This window comes from Cellulomonas alba, assembly GCF_030362835.1.
GTDB lineage: Bacteria > Actinomycetota > Actinomycetes > Actinomycetales > Cellulomonadaceae > Cellulomonas > Cellulomonas alba.
Genome location: NZ_JAUCGQ010000001.1, coordinates 1703483 through 1721863, shown reverse-complemented (window position 1 = coordinate 1721863; position 18381 = coordinate 1703483). Strand labels below are relative to the sequence as shown.

Here is an 18381-nt window from a genome sequence, read left to right as displayed (position 1 = left end):
GCCGGGGACCCGTCTGCGGCGCGGCCCGCGGTGACCCCCTCCATCACGACGACGGAGGAGCACCACCGCATGACCATCCGCAAGCCCCTCGCGGTCGCCGCCGCGCTGGCCGCCGCGGCGTCGCTGAGCGCCTGCTCGGTGCTGGGAGCGAACGCCGACGACAAGGCCAGCCCGAGCGCGTCCGGGACGCCCGGGGGGACCGTCACGCTCGTCACGCACGACTCGTTCGCGCTGAGCAAGGGCGTCCTCGAGGACTTCACGAAGCAGACCGGCGTCACCGTCAAGGTCGTGCAGCCGGGCGACGCGGGCGTGCTGACGAACCAGCTGGTGCTGACGAAGGACGCGCCCATCGGCGACCTCGCGTACGGCATCGACAACACGTACGCGACGCGCGGCCTCGACGCGGGCGTCTTCCAGCCGTACACGTCCACCGCTGCGGCCGCGTCCGACGCGGCGAAGCACCAGGTCGACGACTCGCACCGGCTGACGGCGATCGACCTGGGCGACGTCTGCATCAACGTCGACCACCAGTGGTTCGCGAAGCACCAGCTCGCGGAGCCCGCGACGCTCGACGACCTCACCAAGCCCGAGTACAAGAACCTGCTCGTGGTGCCGGGTGCCGCGACGTCGTCGCCCGGGCTGGCGTTCCTGCTCGCGACGATCGGCGCGTACGGCGAGGACGGCTGGCAGGCGTACTGGAAGAAGCTCGTCGCGAACGGCACCAAGGTCGACGCGGGCTGGTCGGACGCGTGGAGCACCGACTTCTCGGGCGGGGGCGGCGACGGGCCGCGTCCCATCGTGCTCTCCTACGCCTCGAGCCCGCCCGACACGCTGCCCAAGGGCGGCGGCGACGCGCGCGTCGGTGCCCTGCTCGACACGTGCTTCCGCCAGGTCGAGTACGCCGGCGTGCTGACCGGCGCGAAGAACCCGCTGGGCGCGCAGAAGCTCCTCGACTTCCTGCTGTCGGACGAGGTGCAGGCCGACATCCCGGGCCAGATGTACATGTACCCGGTCTCGACGCACGTGACGCTGCCCGCCGAGTGGGTCAGGTGGGCGCCGCTCGCCGGCAAGCCGTTCGACGTCCCCGCCGACGAGATCACCGCGAAACGCTCGGAGTGGCTGTCGCAGTACTCGGAGATCGTCGGCTGATGACGAGCCTCACCGCGCCCGGCCCGGGCCGCACCGCACCCGCGGTAGCGGTCCGGCCGGCGCGGCGGCGCCTGCCCGTCGGGCGCGTGCTCGGCTGGGGGCTCGCGGTCGCGGTGCCGGTCGCCTTCCTCGCGGTGTTCTTCGCGTGGCCGGTCGTCGTCATGGTCGGCAAGGGCTTCGTGACGGACGGGCGGCTCGACCTCTCGGGCTTCGCGGACGTGTTCTCACGGCCGCGGACGTGGCGCATCGTCGGCCAGACGCTCGGCCAGGCGACCGCCGCGACCGTGCTGTCGGTCGCGCTCGGCGTGCCCGGCGCGTACACGCTCTACCGCCGGCGGTTCCGCGGGCGCGCGGCCGTGCGGGCGCTGGTCACCGTGCCGTTCGTGCTGCCGACGGTGGTGGTCGGCGTCGCGTTCCGGTCGCTGCTCGTCGACGGCGGGCCGCTCGGGTTCCTGCACCTCGACGGCACGTTCGCCGCGATCCTCGCGGCCCTGGTGTTCTTCAACTACGCGGTCGTGGTGCGGGCGGTCGGCGGGCTCTGGGAGCGGCTCGACCCGCGTGCCACGCAGGCGGCGCGCGGCCTCGGCGCCTCGCCGTGGCGCGCGTTCCGGACCGTCGAGCTGCCCGCGCTCGCGCCCGCGATCTGGTCGGCCGCCTCGCTCGTGTTCCTGTTCTGCGCAACCGCGTTCGGCACGGTGCTGATCCTCGGCGGCACGCGGTTCGGCACGATCGAGACCGAGATCTGGATCCAGACGACGCAGTTCCTCGACCTGCGCGCCGCGGCGGTGCTCTCCGTGGTCCAGCTGGTGGTGGTCGTCGGCGTGCTGACGATCGCGGGCCGGGCGCGGGCGCGCCGCGAGCGGGCGCTGTCGCTCGCCGCGACGGGGACCGCGGTCCGGCCGCTGACGCTGCGTCGCCGCCCCGCCGACGACGGGCACCCGCTCGCGCTCGCGGCCGCGGGAGTGACGGCGGTCGTGCTGCTCGCGATCGCGGTGCCGCTCGTCAACCTCGTGGTCCGGTCGCTGCGCGTCGACGGCGGCTGGGGGCTCGACCACTACCGGGCGCTCGGCGCGCCCGCGCCGGGGGTACCCGTGAGCGTCTGGCAGGCGGCGGCGACGTCGGTCGAGACGGCGGTCGACGCGACCGTGATCGCCCTGGTCGTGGGCGGGCTCGTCGCGCTGGTGGTGTCGCGCCGCCCGCGGCGGCGGGCCGCACGCCGGGCCGTCGCGGGGTTCGACGCGCTGTTCATGCTGCCGCTCGGCGTCTCGGCCGTGACGGTCGGGTTCGGCTTCCTCGTCACGATGGACCGGCCGCTGGGCCTCGCGGTCGACCTGCGCACGTCGCCGCTGCTCGTGCCGATCGCGCAGGCGGTCGTCGCAGTGCCCCTCGTGGTGCGGACGGTGCTGCCGGTGCTGCGCGCGATCGACCCGCGGCTGCGCGAGGCCGCCGGGACGCTCGGTGCGGCGCCGGGTCGCGTGCTCCGCACCCTCGACGTGCCGCTCGCCGCGCGCTCGGTCGGCCTCGCCATCGGCTTCGCGTTCGCCGCGTCGCTCGGCGAGTTCGGCGCGACCTCGTTCCTCGCGCGCCCGGACCGGCCGACGTTGCCGGTCATGGTGTTCCGGCTCATCGGGCGGCCGGGTCCGGACAACTACGGCATGGCGCTCGCGGCCTCGGTGGTGCTCGCGGCGCTGACGGCGGCGATCGTGGCGCTCGCGGAGCGGCTGCGCGCCGGGCAGGTGGGAGGCGACTGGTGACGCTCCAGGTCAGGGACGTGGCGGTGGTGTACGGCGAGAGGCCGTCCGCCGGCACGCGCGCCGTCGACGGCGTCTCGTTCGACGTCCCCACGGGCGAGGTCGTCGCGCTGCTCGGGCCGTCCGGCTGCGGCAAGTCGTCGCTGCTGCGCGCGGTCGCCGGGCTCGAGCCGCTCGCCGCGGGCGCGGTGCTGTGGGACGGCGCCGACCTGGCGGGCGTGCCGGTGCACCGGCGCGCGTTCGGGCTGATGTTCCAGGACGGCCAGCTGTTCGCGCACCGCGACGTCGCGGGGAACGTGGCGTACGGGCTGCGCGGCGTGCCCCGAGCGGCGCGCGCCGGACGGGTGGCCGAGCTGCTCGACCTGGTCGGGCTCGCGGGCTACGGGTCGCGGCCGGTCGCGACGCTCTCGGGCGGGGAGCGCCAGCGCGTCGCCCTGGCCCGCGCGCTCGCGCCCGAGCCGCGCGTGCTGCTGCTCGACGAGCCGCTCTCGGCGCTCGACCGTGCGCTGCGCGAGCGCCTCGCGGTGGACCTGCGGTCGGTGCTCGTCGCCACCGGCACGCCGGCGGTGTTCGTCACGCACGACCAGGACGAGGCGTTCGCGGTCGCGGACCGCGTCGGCGTCATGCACGCCGGCCGGCTGCTGCGGCTCGCTCCGCCCGACGAGCTGTGGCGCGCACCGGGCGACCGCGACGTCGCCGCGTTCCTCGGCTACGAGGCGTTCGTCGACGTCGCGGCCCCCTCCGCCGCGCCGCTGCTCGCCGCGCTCGGTGCCCGCGCCCCGCGCCCGCAGGACGCGCCGGGTGCGGTGGTCGCGCTCGCCGAGGGCGCGTTCGTCGTCACGCGCGACGCTGCACGGGAGGACATCGGAGGCGCCGCCGGGCTCAAGGGCGTCGTCCGCGGCGTGACGTCGCGGCGCGGGCGCTCCGAGGTGCGCGTCGACGTCGACGGCGTGGGCGCGGTGACGGCGCTCGCGCCGGTCGGCGCGCGGTGGGAGCCCGGCGACGTGGTGCCGCTGACGATCGACGCCGACGCGGTCACCGTCCTGCCCTGACCCGGCGCGCGGTCACGGCCCCACGCCACGCCACCCGGCGCCCCGCGCTGCCCCGCACTACCGTCGGAAATGTCCGGGTCGAGCCGCGGTCCGGGCGGGACGAACGGGGTGAGGGGCGATGACGCTGGACCGTCGCGAGGTCGTGGCCGTCGACGTGCCGGTGGCGCTGAGCACGCTGTGGCACCACGTGCGCGAGCCGGAGCTGATCCGCCGGTGGTACCGGTCGGACCGCCCGAGCCTCGACGAGGAGATCCACGGCACGTTCATCGGCCAGGCGCGCGAGAGCATCGACACCGAGGGTGACCGGGTGGTGCACCGGCTGATCTGGCCGCACGGCGACGTGCTCACGGCGCACGCGTCGCACCACGACCCCGGCCACACGCACGTGACGTTCACGCGCGCGAGCTTCCAGGGGCTGCACACCAACACGTACGACGGCGTCTGGGACACGATCGACGAGCTCTGGGTCGCCGCGCTGCACCAGCTGGAGTTCGCGCTGCGCGTGCACCCCGGCGAGGACCGCCGCACGCTCTCGGTGCACGACCTCGACGCGGGGGCCCGCGGCGACCGGCTGCTCGACCGTGCCGGTCTGCGCGACGTCCGGGGCACGCCGACGGGCGGCCACGTCGAGGGTCGACGGCCCGACGGCGTGCTGCTCGGCGGCATGGTGCTCTACAAGGCGCCGCTCCAGTTCGGCGTCCAGCTGCACGGCGTCGACGAGCACCTGCTGGTCGTCTACGAGATCCCGATGGCCGAGCGTCCGCCGCACGGTGCGGTGTCGGCGATCCTTCACACGTACGGCCTCGACGAGGCACGGTTCGAGGAGGTGCGCGGCCACTGGGACGCGTGGTGGCGGAAGGCGGTGCCGGTCCCGGCGTGACGGCCGGCGCCCGCGCGGGCGCCGGGCCCACGGCTCCACCCCTCGGCCGCCCGGCACCGGGCGCCGTCAGGCGTCGCCGCGCCCGTCGAGCCGCAGCTGCCACTCGCCCGAACCGCCCGCCGGGCGGAACCCGAGCGCGACGTTGATCGCGAGCATCCAGCGGTTCTCCTCGGCGTTCCACGTGCCGATGCGTCGCACCGCGGGCAGCTCGTCGACGAGCCGCTGCACGTTCGCGGTCTTGACGAGCATGCCGAGGCGCCGGCCGCGGTGGGCGCGCGCCACCAGCGTGTCGTACTGGTGCACGTACTCGCCGGGCTCGTCGGGGACGAGGAGGTCGGTGTACGCGGCCAGCGTCCGCGTCGGCACGTGCTCGGCGCACATGACGAGGAGCGCGCGGCCCTGCGCGGCCCACGTCTGCTCGCCCCGGCGCACCCGCTCGGCGTCCCACTCCTGGGTGTCCTGTTCGAAACCGGCGTGCGGGTCGTCCGCGCTCATCTCGGTCTGGAGCGCGGCGAACTGCTCCGCGTAGTCGGCCGGCGTCGGAGCCGACCAGGCCAGCAGTCGGTAGTCCGGCCCGGCGTGGGCCTCGGCGTCGGCGCGCAGGCGGGCGACGTGCTCCCGGGCCGCGGCGTCGCCGTCCCGCGGCACGTCGAGCACCGAGTAGCGCGCGACCTGCTCGAGGTCCCAGCCGTGCCGCCGCGCGAACCGCACACCCGCGTCGTCGGCCGCGACGAGCCCCTCGCCGGTCGGCGGCGCGAGCGTCCCCGTGCCCGGCGCCGGCTCGACGCGCTGGTCCGTCGACGCCGTGAGCCGGGTGCGTCCGTCGGCGCGCGCGTGCGCGAGAGCCGCGGCGTGCAGCGCGGTGCCGATGCCCCGGCGGCGGTGCTCGGGGAGCACGCCGAGCTCGAGCGCGCCGGTGTGCGTGTTCTCGCGGCGCGGCAGGTGCAGCAGCGCGTAGCCGAGCAGGGCGCCGCCGTCGCGCGCGCCGAGCACGACGTGCCGCTCGTACGGGTCGTCGCGCAGCGACTCGAGGAGCTCACGCGTGGTCCGGCGGAAGTCGTCGGAGCCCCAGAGCTCGCGGTCGACCGCGTTCGTGACGTGCGCGAGCTCGCGCAGGCCGGGATCGTCCGGGCCGTCGGGGACCGGCAGCGGGTCGATCGACCACGTCGTCACGCGTCCACTGTGGCGGTGGGTGCCCGGGCCGGTCGACCGGAATGCCGCGGGATCATGCGGCGCGCGCTCGCGTGCGCGGGATGTTTGGCCGTCCGGGCACTAGAGTTTCGGGTATCCGAACAATCGGGTGGACGGTCGACCCGGAGAGCCGAGTGGGGCGATGAGCGCGAGCGACGAGGGCGTGCCCGGCGGCCGCACGGCCGCGCTCGAGGCCACGCCCGACGCGCCGCCGCCCAGCGGCCGGGGTGCCTCGACGTCCGGCGGGCAGGTCGCCCCACCGCGGCGCGGGCGCACCGCGCTGCTGCTCGGCCCGGCGTTCGTCGCCGCGATCGCGTACGTCGACCCGGGCAACGTGGCGGCGAACCTCACCGCCGGCTCGCGGTACGGGTACCTGCTGCTGTGGGTGCTCGTGGTCGCGGACGTCATCGCGGTTCTCGTGCAGTACCAGTCCGCCAAGCTCGGGCTCGTCACCGGCCGGTCGCTGCCGGCCGTGCTGGGCGAGCGCCTGCGCCGCGGGCCGCGCATCGCGTACTGGCTGCAGGCGGAGGTCGTCGCGGCGGCGACGGACATCGCGGAGGTCGTCGGCGGCGCGATCGCGCTGCACCTGCTGTTCGGCCTGCCGCTCGCCCTCGGTGGCGTGATCGTCGGCGTCGTCTCGCTCGGGCTGCTGACGCTGCAGAGCCGGTACGGCCAGCGGCGGTTCGAGGTCGTGATCATCGGGCTGCTCGCCGTCATCACCATCGGCTTCCTGGCCGGCCTGCTGGTCAGCCCGCCCGACGCGCGCGGCGTGCTCTCGGGGCTCGTCCCGCGGTTCGACGGGCCGGGCTCCGTGCTGCTGGCGGCCTCGATGCTCGGTGCGACCGTCATGCCGCACGTCATCTACCTGCACTCGGCGCTCGTGCACGACCGGCACGGGCACCCCTCGGACCACGACGCGCGGACGCACCTGCTGCGCGCGACCCGGTGGGACGTCGGAGCGGCGCTCGCGGTCGCGGGCGTCGTCAACATCGGGCTGCTGCTGCTCGCCGCGTCGGGGCTCCGCGACGCCGCCGGCAGCACCGACTCGATCGAGGGGGCGCATGCGGCGATCGTCGACGCGTTCGGCGTCGGCGTCGGCGTCGTGTTCGCGGTCGGTCTGCTCGCGTCGGGGCTCGCGTCGTCGTCGGTCGGCGCCTACGCCGGGTCGACGATCATGGCGGGGCTGCTGCACCGGCAGGTGCCGATCGTGGTGCGGCGGGTCGTGACGCTCGTGCCCGCGGTCGTGCTGCTGGCGGCCGGCGCCGACCCGACGTGGACCCTCGTGCTCTCGCAGGTGGTGCTGTGCTTCGGCATCCCGTTCGCGATGGTGCCGCTGGTCCGGCTGACCCGGGACGCGCGGCTCATGGGCGTCCACCGCAACGGGCGCCGGCTGCACGGCACGCTGCTCGTGGTCGTCGGGCTCGTCGTCGCGCTCAACCTGACGCTCGTGGCACTGCTCGTCGTCGGCTGACGGCCGGCGTCACTCGGTCGGGGACCCGCCCAGCGCCGCGAGGCGCGCCTCGAGGTGCGTGCGCTCGGTCGCGTTCGTGACGAGGTCGAGCGCGCGCCGGTACTGCGACGCCGCGTCGGCCGTGCGCCCCACGCGCACCAGCAGCTCGGCGCGCACGGCCGGGACGCGGTGATGGCGCGGCAGCGCGTCGTCCAGCCCCTCGAGCAGTGCGAGCCCCGCGTCCGCGCCCTGCGCCTCCGCGACCGCGACCGCGCGCGCGAGCCGCACGACCGGCGACCCGCTGAGTGCCTCGAGGTGCGCGTAGTGGGCCGCGATCACGTCCCAGCGCGTCGCATCCGCCGACGCCGCCGTCGCGTGCTCGGCCGCGACGAGCGCCTGCACGCGGTAGTCCTCCGCGAGCCGGGACGTCGGGACGTCGGGCTCGAGCGTCGTCAGGAGCGCCACGCCCTCCGCGATCTCGTCGGCGTGCCACCGCGACCGGTCCTGGTCCGCGAGCAGCACGATCGCGCCGTCGCGGTCGAGCCGCGCGTCGCGCCGCGAGTGCTGCAGGAGCAGCAGGGCGAGCAGCGCGCGCACCACGGCGCGGTCCGGCAGCAGGGTGTCGAGCGAGCGCAGCAGCCGGATCGCCTCGTCGCCGAGGTCGACGCGCAGCGGCCGCTCGCCCGGCGCGGGCTGGTAGCCCGCCGTGAACAGCAGGTACGCGACGGTCGCCACCACGTCGAGGCGGTCGTCGAGCCGCTCGGGGGCGGGCACCGCGAACGGGATGCCGGACGCCGCGAGCCGTTTCTTGGCCCGCGTCATGCGCGCCGCGAGCGCCGTCTCCTGGACCAGCAGCAGCCGCGCGATCTCGGCGGTCGAGAGGCCGACGACGAACCGCAGCGTCAGCGCGACGCGGTCGTCCGGCGCGATCGCCGGGTGGCAGCACGCGAAGACGAGCCGCAGCTGCTCGTCCGCGACGTGCGCGCCGGGGTCGACGGCGGCCGCCGCGAGGGCGCGCATCTCGTCGTCGACGACCATCAGGGGCTCCTTGCGCCGGTGCACCTGCTCGGTGCGCAGCCTGTCCAGCACGCGCCGGCGTGCCGTGGTGAGCAGCCACGCGCCCGGGTTGCGCGGGACGCCCGCGGTCGGCCAGTGGCGGGCCGCCTGCTCGAACGCGTCGGCGACCGCGTCCTCCGCGAGGTCGGGCCGCGCGTACTGGCCGATGAGCAGCGCCACGAGGCGCGACCAGCTCGTCGTCCACGCCTCCGCGATCGCCGAGGCGACCTCGGGCGCACTGGCGCCGGGGGCGGGTCGCTCGGCGGCGCCCGCCTCGGCCGCGGGGGCGTCGCCGGCCGGGCCCGCTGCACGAGGGGGTGCGGCGTCGACGTCCGCGCCGGCGGGTTCGGGTCCCGCACCGGGTCCGTCCCCCGCGCCGGCGTCGGCGTCGAGCTCCGCGTGGGGAGGGTCCTGCGTCACGACACCCCCGCCGCGGCCTGCGCGCGCGCTCCGAGGTCCACGTCCATCGAGTGGTCGATGATCGGGCGGATCTCGCACGCGGCGCCGTCGTGCCACGCGAGGACCTGGACGATCTCGGCGAGGCCCGCCGGGTCGTCCGTCTCGACCGCGTAGAACCCGCCGACCTGCTCGACGGCCTCGGCGTACGGGCCCTCGCTCGTCTCGAACCGGCCCTCGCCGTCGCGGCGCACGACCGTCGCGGTGCGGGAGCGGTCCAGCTCCTCGCCGCCCAGGATCCGGTGGCCGGCCCCGATGGCCCGCTGCGCGAACTCCACGTGCGCGCTGCGGACGCGCTCACGCGTCGCCTCGTCGGCGTTCTCCCAGGCTGCCTCGTCGGAGTGCAGCAGGACGATGTACGTGCTCATGGCGGGTCCTCTCGTCTGCGGGCCTCCCACTGTGCCCGTCTGGGGGGATGACGCGCGAGGGTCCGGGAAATCGACAGCCGGACCGAGTCGGGTCAGCCCTCGGTGTGCAGCATGAGGCGGATGTCGGCGTGCTCCGTCAGGGTGTCCGCGACGAGCTGCGCCAGATCGTTCGGGTCGGCCGTGCGCACCAGGTAGTACCCGCCCACCTGCTCGACCGTCTCTGCGAACGGGCCCTCGCTCACCGTCGCCTCGCCGTCCCGCGCCCGCCGCACCACGAGCGCCGTCGACGGGAGCGCGAGCTCGCGTCCCTCGAGGATCGTGTGCCCGCGCGTCGGGGCGACGGCCGTGAACTCGCGGTGCGACGCGTCGAGCGCGTCCCGTCCGGGCCCGTCGAGCGCGGACCACTCGCGCTCGTCGCCGAGGAGCAGCACCAGGTACGTGGCGTTCATGAGGGTCTCCATCCGTCCGTCGGGCCGCGCGGCGCGAGCCCGGTCGCCGAGATGACGCGCCGCCCCCACCCCGCTCGACACCCTCCCACCGAACGCCTCGTCGGGACCGTGCCGTCACGACGCGCGGCCGAACCCGCGCCGCCGAAGCCCGTGACGCCGCGCGGCGGTGCGTGCTGCACTGGGCCGCATGACGCGGACGGCGGACGGCAGCGCGGGGGACCACGACTACGGCCGCACCGGCGCGGTCTACCCGACGTACCGGCGCCCGGACGACCGGATCGCCGCCGCGGTCCACGCGGCGCTCGGCGACGCGCGCACCGTGCTGAACGTCGGCGCCGGCGCGGGCTCGTACGAGCCGACGGACCGCGACGTCACACCCGTCGAGCCGAGTGCTGCGATGCGCGCCCAGCGCCCGCCGCACCTCGCGCCGGCGGTCGACGCGGTCGCCGAGCACCTGCCGTTCGAGGACGGCGCCTTCGACGCGGCCATGGGCACGTTCACCGTCCACCAGTGGCCCGACCTCGCGGCCGGCCTCGCGGAGGTCCGACGCGTCACGCGCGGCCCCGTCGTGCTCCTCACCGGCGACCCCGACGCGCTCGCGGACTGGTGGCTCGTGCACTACGCCCCCGAGGTGATCGCGACGGAGGCGCGCCGCTACCCGCCGATCGAGGAGCTCTCGCGGCTCCTCGGCGGCCCCGACCACGTCGACGTGCGCGTCGTGCCGATCCCGCTCGACTGCACCGACGGCTTCAACGACGCCTACTACGGCCGGCCGGAGCTGCTGCTCGACCCCGCCGCGCGGCAGGCGTGCTCGGCGTGGGGCTTCGTCGAGCCGGCGGCGGTCGGCCGGTTCGAGCGGCAGCTGCGCGACGACCTCGACTCGGGTGCGTGGGACGCCCGGTTCGGGCACCTGCGGACGCAGCCGTCGTTCGACGGCGCGCTCCGGCTCGTCGTCGCGCGACCCTGACCGAACCGGTCCGTCCGGCAATCGGCCGCGACGGTCAGAGGTCCGGCCGGCAGTCGCCCCGGCCGAGGCGCGCCAGGCCCGTGAGGTCGCCCGCCGCGAAGCCCTGCAACCCGTGCGTCGCGATCGGGTTCATCGCCTGCGTCGGGTCGTCCACGTGGTCGAGCCCGACGAGGTGCCCGAGCTCGTGCATGACGATGAGCCGAGCCGCCGCGGGCTCGACGCGCTCGGCCGTCGCGATCTGCTGACCGTCGAGCTCGACGGTTCCCGAGACGTACGCGGCGTCGGCACCGGGCAGCGTCACGCCCGCCGGGCCGGAGAGCCCGGCGACCGAACCCGCGAGCCGCGGCTGCTCGTCCGGCGTCTCCCACGCGATCAGCACCGGCGCCCAGCGGTCGCCGTACCGGTCCGGCTGGAACACCGCGCGGTCCGCCGTGACGGACTCGGTCGTCGCGCCGTCGTCGACGAAGCGCAGGCCGGTCGCGCGCGTCACGGCGGCGATCGCGTGCGCGACGAGCGCGTCGCCGCCCGCGGGCGTGCCGGCGGGGCGCGTCACGTAGTGGATCGGACGGCACGGGTCCCACGTGACGGGTGTGACGCCGTCCGGCTGGCGGTGCATGAACGCGAACGACGAGCTCCGCGACGAGACGGCTGCGGGCGTCCCGAGCGGCGTGTCCGCCTCCTCGCGCCCGGGCGTCGGCGTCCCCGGCAGGTGCACGGCGTGGCCCGTCAGCCGCGCGACGCCCGTGTACGCCCAGGAGCGGACGGGCGCGACGGCCGTGACCAGCACGAGCGCGACGAGCAGCGTCCAGGCGACGGGATGGGTGCTGCGCCGGATGACGCGGTCGCCCGGCAGCGGGGCCGGGCTGCGCCGACGCGTGCCAGCGACGGGTCGGTGCGAGCGGCGACGCCGGTGCGGCTTCGCGCGTGTCCGCCCCGTCGCCGGGCCGCCGAGGTCGGGTCCGAGCAGGGGCGGTCCGACGCGCCACGGGTCGGGGGCGGTCCGCCGACCGGTGCGCGCCTCCTCGACGACCCACTGCGGCACGCGCCCGGTGGGCGAGCGGGGCAGGTCGTCGTGCGGCACGTGCGGGTGGTCGGCCAAGCCTCGCCTCTCCGGAGAGCCACGGTGCGCGGCGCGCGCGGTGGTCGCCTGGGGCATCGGCGCCGGGGGCGGCGTGCTGAAGGGGCGAACGGGTGACGAGCCGTTCCCGTCGACGTCTCCGCCGCGGCCGGGCACTCTGGTCGGCATGACGCAGGGGCAGCGGGCGCTGGTGACGGGTGGCGGCACGGGGATCGGGCGCGCGATCGCGCGCCGGCTCGCGCTCGACGGGTTCGACGTGACGGTCGTCGGCCGGCGGCGGGACCGGCTCGAGGAGGCGCGCGAGGCGATCGATGCCGAGACGGGTCGCGACGCCGTCAGTGTCGAGACCGCCGACCTGCGCGAGCCGGCCGACGTCCGCGCGCTCGCCGAGCGTTGGACCGGCCCGCTCGACGCGCTCGTGCTCAACGCGGGCGGCACCCGCGAGCAGCCGGAGGACACGCTCGAGCAGGTCGCCGAGCGGTGGCTCGAGCAGTTCCGGCTGAACGTGCTGACCACGGTGCTGACGGCGGACGCGTTCCTGCCCCACCTGAGCCGCCCGGGGGGCCGCGTCGTCGCGATGAGCTCCGTGGCGGCGCTGCGCGGCGCGGGCTCCTACGGCGCCGCGAAGGCCGCGATCAACTCGTGGGCGACGTGGCTCGCACGCGAGGTCGCGGCCGAGGGGATCACCGTCAACGCGGTCGCGCCCGGGTTCGTGCCCGGCACCGAGTTCTGGGCCGAGCAGGGGCTGACGGACGACGACCGGCGGGCGCGGCTCGCACGCATCCCCGCGGGCCGCGGCGGCACGCCCGAGGAGGTTGCCGCCGCCGTCGCGTACCTCGTCGGCCCCGACGCGGGCTGGACCACGGGGCAGGTGCTGGGCATCCACGGCGGCGCGGTCCTCGCCCGGCTCTGACCCACCGCGCCGCGCCCGTCTCCGACGCGATGGTTGCTAACGATGTATCAACGATATATCGTTACGGCGTCCGGTCCTCAGCGACCGGTCTCGCGATCGTTCCGGTCGGCCCGCGGCACCACGCGGCCGGCCCCGGCCCGCGGACCACCCACCGGCGGGCCTCGAGACACCCCAGGAGGCACCTCATGCGAGGCACCCATGATCGATACCGTCCCCGCCCCGGCAACCCCTTCGGGGCGGGCCCCCGCGACCGCCGCCGCCGCGGCGACTTCCCCGGCTCGCCCGACATCGAGCCCGGCGATGGCCGCACTGGCGGCGCTGCTGCCGGCGCACCGTCGCACGATGCTGGCGACGCTGGCCGCCCCTCCGGCGCCGACCCCGGCACCCCGACCGTCCCCGGCGGCCCGACCAACCCCGGCGGTCCGGGCAGCACCGGGGGCCGCCGTGGCGGTCCCGGCCGCGCGCCCGACGTCGGCTTCGGCCCGGGCTTCGGCGCCGGGTTCGGCGGCCGGGCGTTCGAGTACGCCGCCGAGGGCGGCGACCCCGGCCGGCGCGGCCACCACGGCCGCACCGCGCACGGCGATCGCAGCGGCCGGGCCCGAGGCGGCCGCGGCCCGGGTCGCCGTGCCGGTCGCGGCGACGTCCGCGCCGCCGTCCTGCTGCTCCTCGCCGAGCAGCCGCGGCACGGGTACCAGCTGATCCAGGAGATCGCGGCGCGCTCCGGCGGCCGCTGGCAGCCGAGCCCGGGCGCGGTCTACCCGGCGCTCAACCTGCTCGAGGACGAGGGGCTCGTCACGACGGCGACCGAGTCCGGCCGCCGGCTGGCGACGCTCACCGACGCGGGCCGCGCCTACGTCCAGGAGCACGCCGAGGAGCTCGGCACCCCGTGGGACGACGCGGCCACCCGGCCGGCCGACCCGATCCGCACGCTGCGCGACTCGGTCGGCATGCTCGTCTCGGTGGTCCACCAGGTGGGCCGCACGGGCACCGACGAGCAGGTCGCCCGAGCCGTCGCGCTGCTCGACCGCGCGCGCCGCGACCTGTACCTCGTCCTCGCGGGCGAGGACCCGGCCGCGCGCGACGCAGGCCCCGGCGCGAGCTGACGCCGACTCGACCAGCGGACCGCCCCGCCGACGCACGACGCTGCGCCGGCGGGGCGGTTCGTCATCCGGCCGCGGCCAGCGCGGCGACCAGCCGGTCGAGCAGCTCGGCCTGACCGCTGACGAGCAGAGGGCGCGCGTCCTGCGGCGTGAACCACGCGGCGCGGTCGAGCTCGGGCACCTCCATGGTCCGGCCGGAGCGCGGGGGCCACTCGACCACGGCGAGGTTGCTCGCGATCGTCGTGACGTCGAGCGTCCCGCGCCGGGCCCACGCGACGACGCGCTTGCCCGACCGCTGCCGCACCTCGCCCAGCGGCAGGTCGGGCTCCCGCGCGTCCGGCACCGGCATGCCGAGCTCCTCGGCGAACTCGCGCAGCGCGGCGGCGTGCAGGTCCTCCTCGCCCTCGGCAGCGCCCTTCGGGATCGTCCACGCCCCCGCGTCCTTGCGCGCCCAGAACGGCCCGCCCATGTGCCCGATCAGCACCTCGACGGGATCGACCCGGTACAGCAGCAGTGCCGCGCTCGTGCTCGCCATGACGGCACGGTCGCACGCCGGTCCGTCCGCCGCCCGGGGGACATACGTCCCCGCCTGGTGACGAAACGGCGTCCTACCGTCAGGATGACGGCACTCGCAGGAGGTGGCGGCATGGTGACCATGCGGGCGGAGCTCGAGCAGCGCAGGGATCGCGACTGGCTCGCGTGCTTCGTGCTGGCCGTGCTCGCCGTGCCCTGCGTCGCCCTGACGATGGCGGTGCCGGGGCTCGTCGGCCGGGCGGTCGTCGTCGGGATCGCGATGCTGCTCGCCGTCGCGTCGTACGCCGCGGGCCGGTCGGCGCGGACCGTCGAGTCGATCCTCGAGTCGGCGGCCGTCAGCCGCCATCCCGCGCAGGGCAGGGCCGACGCGGAGCAGTGAGCCCGCGGGGCGTCGCCCCTCGCCGATCACGAGCGGTCAGTCCGCGCGGCCCACCACCGGCTCGCGCGCCGTCAGGCAGTAGACGATCCCCGCCGGGTCCTGCATCACGACCCAGTCGGCCCGTTCGGCGAGGATCCGCGCGCCCGCCGCGACGTGGGCGTCTGCGACGTCGCGCCGCGCCGCGCCGGCGGCGAGGTCCAGGTGCGCCGTCACGGACTGGCGGGGATCATCGGAGCCGAGACGCTGCAGCAGCAGCCGCAGCGGGATCCCCGCGTGCCGGCGCAGCAGCGTCAGCTCGGGCTCGTCCGTGCCGTCCGCGGCCCACCCGGTGAGCGCGCTCCAGAACTCGACCTCGGCCGCGTGCAGCGCGTCAGGGACGTCGAGCGCGACCTGGTCGACCACCACGCCGCCGACCGGTCCCGGCCGCCGCTGCTCGCCCTGCCACGGGACGGCGCAGAACACGAACCCGCCGGGCGAGCGGAGCACCACGTGGTCCTCGCGGAAGAGCTCGGCGGCGCCGAGTGCGACGGCCGCCGCCGCGGCGGCCACGGGGTCGTCGACGTGCAGGTCGAGGTGCACCCGGGGACCGCCGTCGAACCGCTGCACCCGGAGGAACGCGTCGCCGTCCGCCGGCACCAGCGTGGCGAGCTCGCCGTGGTCGCCGCGCGGCGCCGAGATCCCGGTCGCCGTCACGCCGCGCCAGAACGCGACGGAGGCGGCGAACGCCGCGCCCGGCAGGTCGAGGAACGCCGTGGTCCAGCGCGGACCGCCGTGCTGCGTGTCCAGCCCCACGACCGTCCCTCCGCTCGTGACGCGGCGCGCGGGTCCGCGCCGTCCCGCGCGGCCGCGCAGGTCGGCCGCACCCTAGCGCGCGTACCGCGCCAGGCCGGCGAGGTCGACGGCGCCGATCAGCTGACCCTCCTCCTGGCGGACCCATCGCGCGCCGTCGACCCGGTGCTCGGCCGGCGTCGCGTACCGGTACCGGTAGAGCCGCGCGCGCACCCAGCGCGGGCGCGCGCCCTCGAACGGGTCGTGCGCGAGCAGACGCAGGGTCGGCGCGTCGGCCTCGAGCAGGCGTCCGAGGAACGGCCGGAACCACCGCAGCTGTGCGGCCGAGCCCAGCCCGAGGAACCACATGCCCCAGTCGAGCCGCAGGTGGTAGGGGGCGAACTGGCGGGGCAGCCGGCCCACCGAACCCGGCTTGCCACGGAACTCGTACTCGCGCCACACGGAGTCGGGGCCGGGTCGGGCGTCGGTGGTCCCTTCGACGACGACCTCGGTGCGGCGTCGCGTGATCGAGCCGAACGCGCCGTACGCATTCGCGAGGTGCCAGACGTTGAACGACGCGTTCATCAGCTGCCCCCGCGAGAACAGGTTGCGCAGCGGCCACCAGCTGAGCACCGCGAGGAGCGCCGTCATCGCGAGCACGACGACCACGAACCAGACCGGCGTGGGCCCGCCGTGGAAGCCCGGCACGTCGACGCCGAACGGCCGCAGCACCCACGCCCACGCCCGGTCGTCGATCGCCGAGCACGCGAGCACGATCGTCAGCCAGTTGAGCCACGCGAAGTTGCCGGACAGCACGAGCCAGAGCTGCGTCACGATCATCACCGCGGCGCCGGTCGCCGCGACGGGCCCGGGCACCAGCAGCAGGAACGGCACCCCGAGCTGCGCGACGAAGTTCGCAAGCACCTCGACGCGGTGCAGCGGCCGCGGCATCAGGTGGAACAGCCGGCTCGCGGGCCCCGGCATCGGCTGCGTCTCGTGGTGGTAGTAGAGCGCGGTGAGGTCGCGCCACGCCGGGTCGCCGCGCCACTTGATCAGCCCCGCGCCGAGCTCGAGCCGGAGCACGAGCCACCACAAGAGCGCCAGCACGGTCAGCGGCGGTGCGACGCGGTCCGAGCCGAGGAACGCGGCCAGGAACCCCGCCTCGAGCAGCAGCGACTCCCACCCGAACCCGTAGAACACCTGCCCGACGTTGACGACGGACAGGTAGAGCGCCCACAGCACGGCGAACGCGATCAGCGGCAGCCACGCGGGCCCGCGCTGCGGCAAGCCGGCCACGAGCGTCAGCGCGACGACGAGCCCCACCCATCCGACGGCGACGACCAGCCGGTCCGAGTACCGCCAGTGGAACAGGCTCGGCGTGCGCCGCCACGACACCCGCGCGACGAACGCCGGCACCGGCAGCAGCCCGTGCTCGCCGAGCAGCGGCCGGAACTGGCGCAGCACCGCCCAGAACGCGATCGCGTACACCGCCGCGACCCCGTGCTGCACCACGGCGCGGGCCACGGTGTACCGCTCGGCGTCGAACCAGCCCACGACGCCAGCGTCCCGCGAGCCGCGGCGGACCGCCCGCCGCGGCTCCGACCTCCGCAGCTCCGACCTCCGCCGGCTCGGGCCTCCGCGGCTCCGACCTGCGCCGGCTCAGGCCTCCGCCGGCTCCGGACGCGCGGTCCGCGCCTCGGCAACCAGCGCGACCGCCAGAACGAGCGCGAGGCCGCCGACGAGCACGGCCGCGTCGAGGCGCGCGCCGAGCAGACCCACCGCCGCGCACGTCGCGGCCGCCGCTGCGCGCCACCAGCCGGTGCCGAGGCCGAGGTACCGCCGGTAGTCGACGTCCGCCAGCAGGAACAGTGCGACGCCGACCCCGGCCAGCAGCCCGACCGGGACGCCCGGCGGCTCGAACGGCGCCTCGAGCGACAGGTGGAAACCCGCGCCCAGCAGCACGAGCCCGAACAGCATGACGCCGTGGTCGACGTAGAACGCGCGCAGCGCGGCCCCCGCTCGGCGGTCGACGTCGACCGCGGAGAACGCCACGCTGGCCCGCTCGTCGTCGCCGACGAAGTAGCACCACCACAGCGCGGCGATCACCGCGACGACCAGCACACCGCCGACGACCGTGCCCGCGTCGAGCTCGCCGCCGTGCACGCTCGCGGTCACGGACACGACCGACTCGCCGAGCGCGATGATCGTCAGCAGCCCGTGCCGCTCGACGAAGTGCTCGGCGACGAGGTCGAACGGGGTCCGCCGCCCGATCGACGCGCCCGCGACGATGAGCCCGAGCGCCACCGCGACCAGCGTCCACCGCCACGCGCCGGTCGCGAGGCCCGCGCCCGCCATCGCGACGCCGATCAGCACGTTCAAGGGCGTGACGCGCACCATCGCGGCCGCGCCGCTCGCGCCGCCGCGCGCGATGAACAGCCCGCCGTGGATCACCGCGACCGCGACGTAGGCGCAGCCGAACACGACGGCGCCGTGCCCGAAGGCCGTCGGGATGGCGAGCGACAGCACCAGGAATGCGGCCATCGCGGCGATCAGCAGCACGCGCACGGGCGTGGTGTCGGGCACGGCCTGGTTCGTCAGCCACGCGAACGCGGCGTACATCCACCAGACGACCGCCATCAGCACGGCGGCCTGCCCGATCGCGACCCAGCCGACGTCGTCCGCGACCGTCCGCGCGAGCTGTCCGACCGTGACGACGAAGACGAGGTCGAGCAGCAGCTCGAGCGTCGAGACCCGGGTGGCCCGGTGCGGGGTGCGCGGCACGCGCCCAGGGTGCCGGGCCCGGCCGTCCCTGCCTAGGGGAGTCGGGCGCCGCGGTGCGG

Annotated in this window: 18 protein-coding genes; 9 read left to right on the top strand and 9 right to left on the bottom strand. The window is 76.2% G+C overall.

The genetic code is table 11. The features are described from left to right. Positions 1-69 precede the first annotated feature (69 nt). From QRT04_RS07900 to QRT04_RS07885, 4 genes are all read left to right on the top strand, one after another. Positions 70-1149 (top strand): thiamine ABC transporter substrate-binding protein, encoded by a 1080-nt coding sequence (locus QRT04_RS07900; RefSeq protein WP_289454672.1) that lies wholly within the window; start codon positions 70-72, stop codon positions 1147-1149. Then, positions 1149-2903 carry an ABC transporter permease gene (locus QRT04_RS07895; protein WP_289454671.1) on the top strand — a complete coding sequence of 585 codons (1755 nt, stop codon included), beginning with the start codon at positions 1149-1151 and terminating at the stop codon, positions 2901-2903. The genes QRT04_RS07900 and QRT04_RS07895 overlap by 1 nt, the downstream gene beginning before the upstream one ends. Next, positions 2897-3952: an ABC transporter ATP-binding protein gene (locus tag QRT04_RS07890; protein WP_289455735.1), complete on the top strand. Its 1056-nt coding sequence runs from the start codon at positions 2897-2899 to the stop codon at positions 3950-3952. Before QRT04_RS07895 ends, QRT04_RS07890 begins: the two co-directional genes overlap by 7 nt. A gap of 118 nt (positions 3953-4070) precedes the next feature. Continuing rightward, a complete protein-coding gene (locus QRT04_RS07885; RefSeq protein ID WP_289454670.1) occupies positions 4071-4832 on the top strand; it encodes a hypothetical protein in 762 nt (253 codons plus the stop codon). A gap of 66 nt (positions 4833-4898) precedes the next feature. Here the strand turns inward: QRT04_RS07885 and QRT04_RS07880 are convergent, their stop codons facing one another. Then, entirely contained in the window at positions 4899-6005 is a 1107-nt protein-coding gene (locus QRT04_RS07880; protein ID WP_289454669.1) for a GNAT family N-acetyltransferase, read from the bottom strand. Between the two features lie 160 nt (positions 6006-6165). Here QRT04_RS07880 and QRT04_RS07875 point away from each other — a divergent pair, with 160 nt between their 5' ends. Continuing rightward, on the top strand, positions 6166-7494 hold the full coding sequence (locus QRT04_RS07875) for an Nramp family divalent metal transporter (protein ID WP_289454668.1): 1329 nt from the start codon (positions 6166-6168) through the stop codon (positions 7492-7494). Positions 7495-7503: 9 nt separating this feature from the next. Here the strand turns inward: QRT04_RS07875 and QRT04_RS07870 are convergent, their stop codons facing one another. From QRT04_RS07870 to QRT04_RS07860, 3 genes are all read right to left on the bottom strand, one after another. Then, complete coding sequence (locus QRT04_RS07870; protein WP_289454667.1) at positions 7504-8949, bottom strand: RNA polymerase sigma factor; 1446 nt, start codon at positions 8947-8949, stop codon at positions 7504-7506. Next, entirely contained in the window at positions 8946-9353 is a 408-nt protein-coding gene (locus QRT04_RS07865; protein WP_289454666.1) for a YciI family protein, read from the bottom strand. The genes QRT04_RS07870 and QRT04_RS07865 overlap by 4 nt, the downstream gene beginning before the upstream one ends. Positions 9354-9445: 92 nt before the next feature. Beyond that, on the bottom strand, positions 9446-9802 hold the full coding sequence (locus tag QRT04_RS07860) for a YciI family protein (protein WP_289454665.1): 357 nt from the start codon (positions 9800-9802) through the stop codon (positions 9446-9448). Positions 9803-9989: 187 nt separating this feature from the next. On the opposite strand from QRT04_RS07860, the gene QRT04_RS07855 reads away from it, so the two are divergent. Continuing rightward, positions 9990-10769, top strand: coding sequence for a class I SAM-dependent methyltransferase (locus QRT04_RS07855; protein WP_289454664.1), 780 nt, complete (start codon positions 9990-9992; stop codon positions 10767-10769). Between the two features lie 34 nt (positions 10770-10803). On the opposite strand, the gene QRT04_RS07850 is transcribed toward QRT04_RS07855, so the two are convergent. Beyond that, entirely contained in the window at positions 10804-11868 is a 1065-nt protein-coding gene (locus QRT04_RS07850) for a matrixin family metalloprotease (RefSeq protein ID WP_289454663.1), read from the bottom strand. A gap of 145 nt (positions 11869-12013) precedes the next feature. On the opposite strand from QRT04_RS07850, the gene QRT04_RS07845 reads away from it, so the two are divergent. Both QRT04_RS07845 and QRT04_RS07840 read left to right on the top strand, forming a co-directional pair. Then, positions 12014-12760 carry an SDR family NAD(P)-dependent oxidoreductase gene (locus QRT04_RS07845; protein WP_289454662.1) on the top strand — a complete coding sequence of 249 codons (747 nt, stop codon included), beginning with the start codon at positions 12014-12016 and terminating at the stop codon, positions 12758-12760. A 185-nt stretch (positions 12761-12945) separates the two neighbouring features. Further along, positions 12946-13863: a PadR family transcriptional regulator gene (locus QRT04_RS07840; protein WP_289454661.1), complete on the top strand. Its 918-nt coding sequence runs from the start codon at positions 12946-12948 to the stop codon at positions 13861-13863. Positions 13864-13924: 61 nt separating this feature from the next. Here the strand turns inward: QRT04_RS07840 and QRT04_RS07835 are convergent, their stop codons facing one another. Further along, entirely contained in the window at positions 13925-14395 is a 471-nt protein-coding gene (locus QRT04_RS07835; RefSeq protein WP_289454660.1) for an NUDIX domain-containing protein, read from the bottom strand. A 111-nt stretch (positions 14396-14506) separates the two neighbouring features. Here QRT04_RS07835 and QRT04_RS07830 point away from each other — a divergent pair, with 111 nt between their 5' ends. Beyond that, complete coding sequence (locus QRT04_RS07830; RefSeq protein WP_289454659.1) at positions 14507-14773, top strand: hypothetical protein; 267 nt, start codon at positions 14507-14509, stop codon at positions 14771-14773. Between the two features lie 36 nt (positions 14774-14809). Here the strand turns inward: QRT04_RS07830 and QRT04_RS07825 are convergent, their stop codons facing one another. The 3 genes from QRT04_RS07825 to QRT04_RS07815 all read right to left on the bottom strand — a co-directional run bounded on the left by QRT04_RS07825 (position 14810) and on the right by QRT04_RS07815 (position 18322). Next, positions 14810-15565, bottom strand: a complete 756-nt coding sequence (locus QRT04_RS07825; RefSeq protein WP_289454658.1) for a VOC family protein — start codon at positions 15563-15565, stop codon at positions 14810-14812. A gap of 72 nt (positions 15566-15637) precedes the next feature. Next, a complete protein-coding gene (locus tag QRT04_RS07820; RefSeq protein ID WP_289454657.1) occupies positions 15638-17095 on the bottom strand; it encodes a lipase maturation factor family protein in 1458 nt (485 codons plus the stop codon). 105 nt (positions 17096-17200) lie between these two features. Next, positions 17201-18322, bottom strand: a complete 1122-nt coding sequence (locus tag QRT04_RS07815) for a low temperature requirement protein A (RefSeq protein WP_289454656.1) — start codon at positions 18320-18322, stop codon at positions 17201-17203. Positions 18323-18381: the final 59 nt, after the last annotated feature.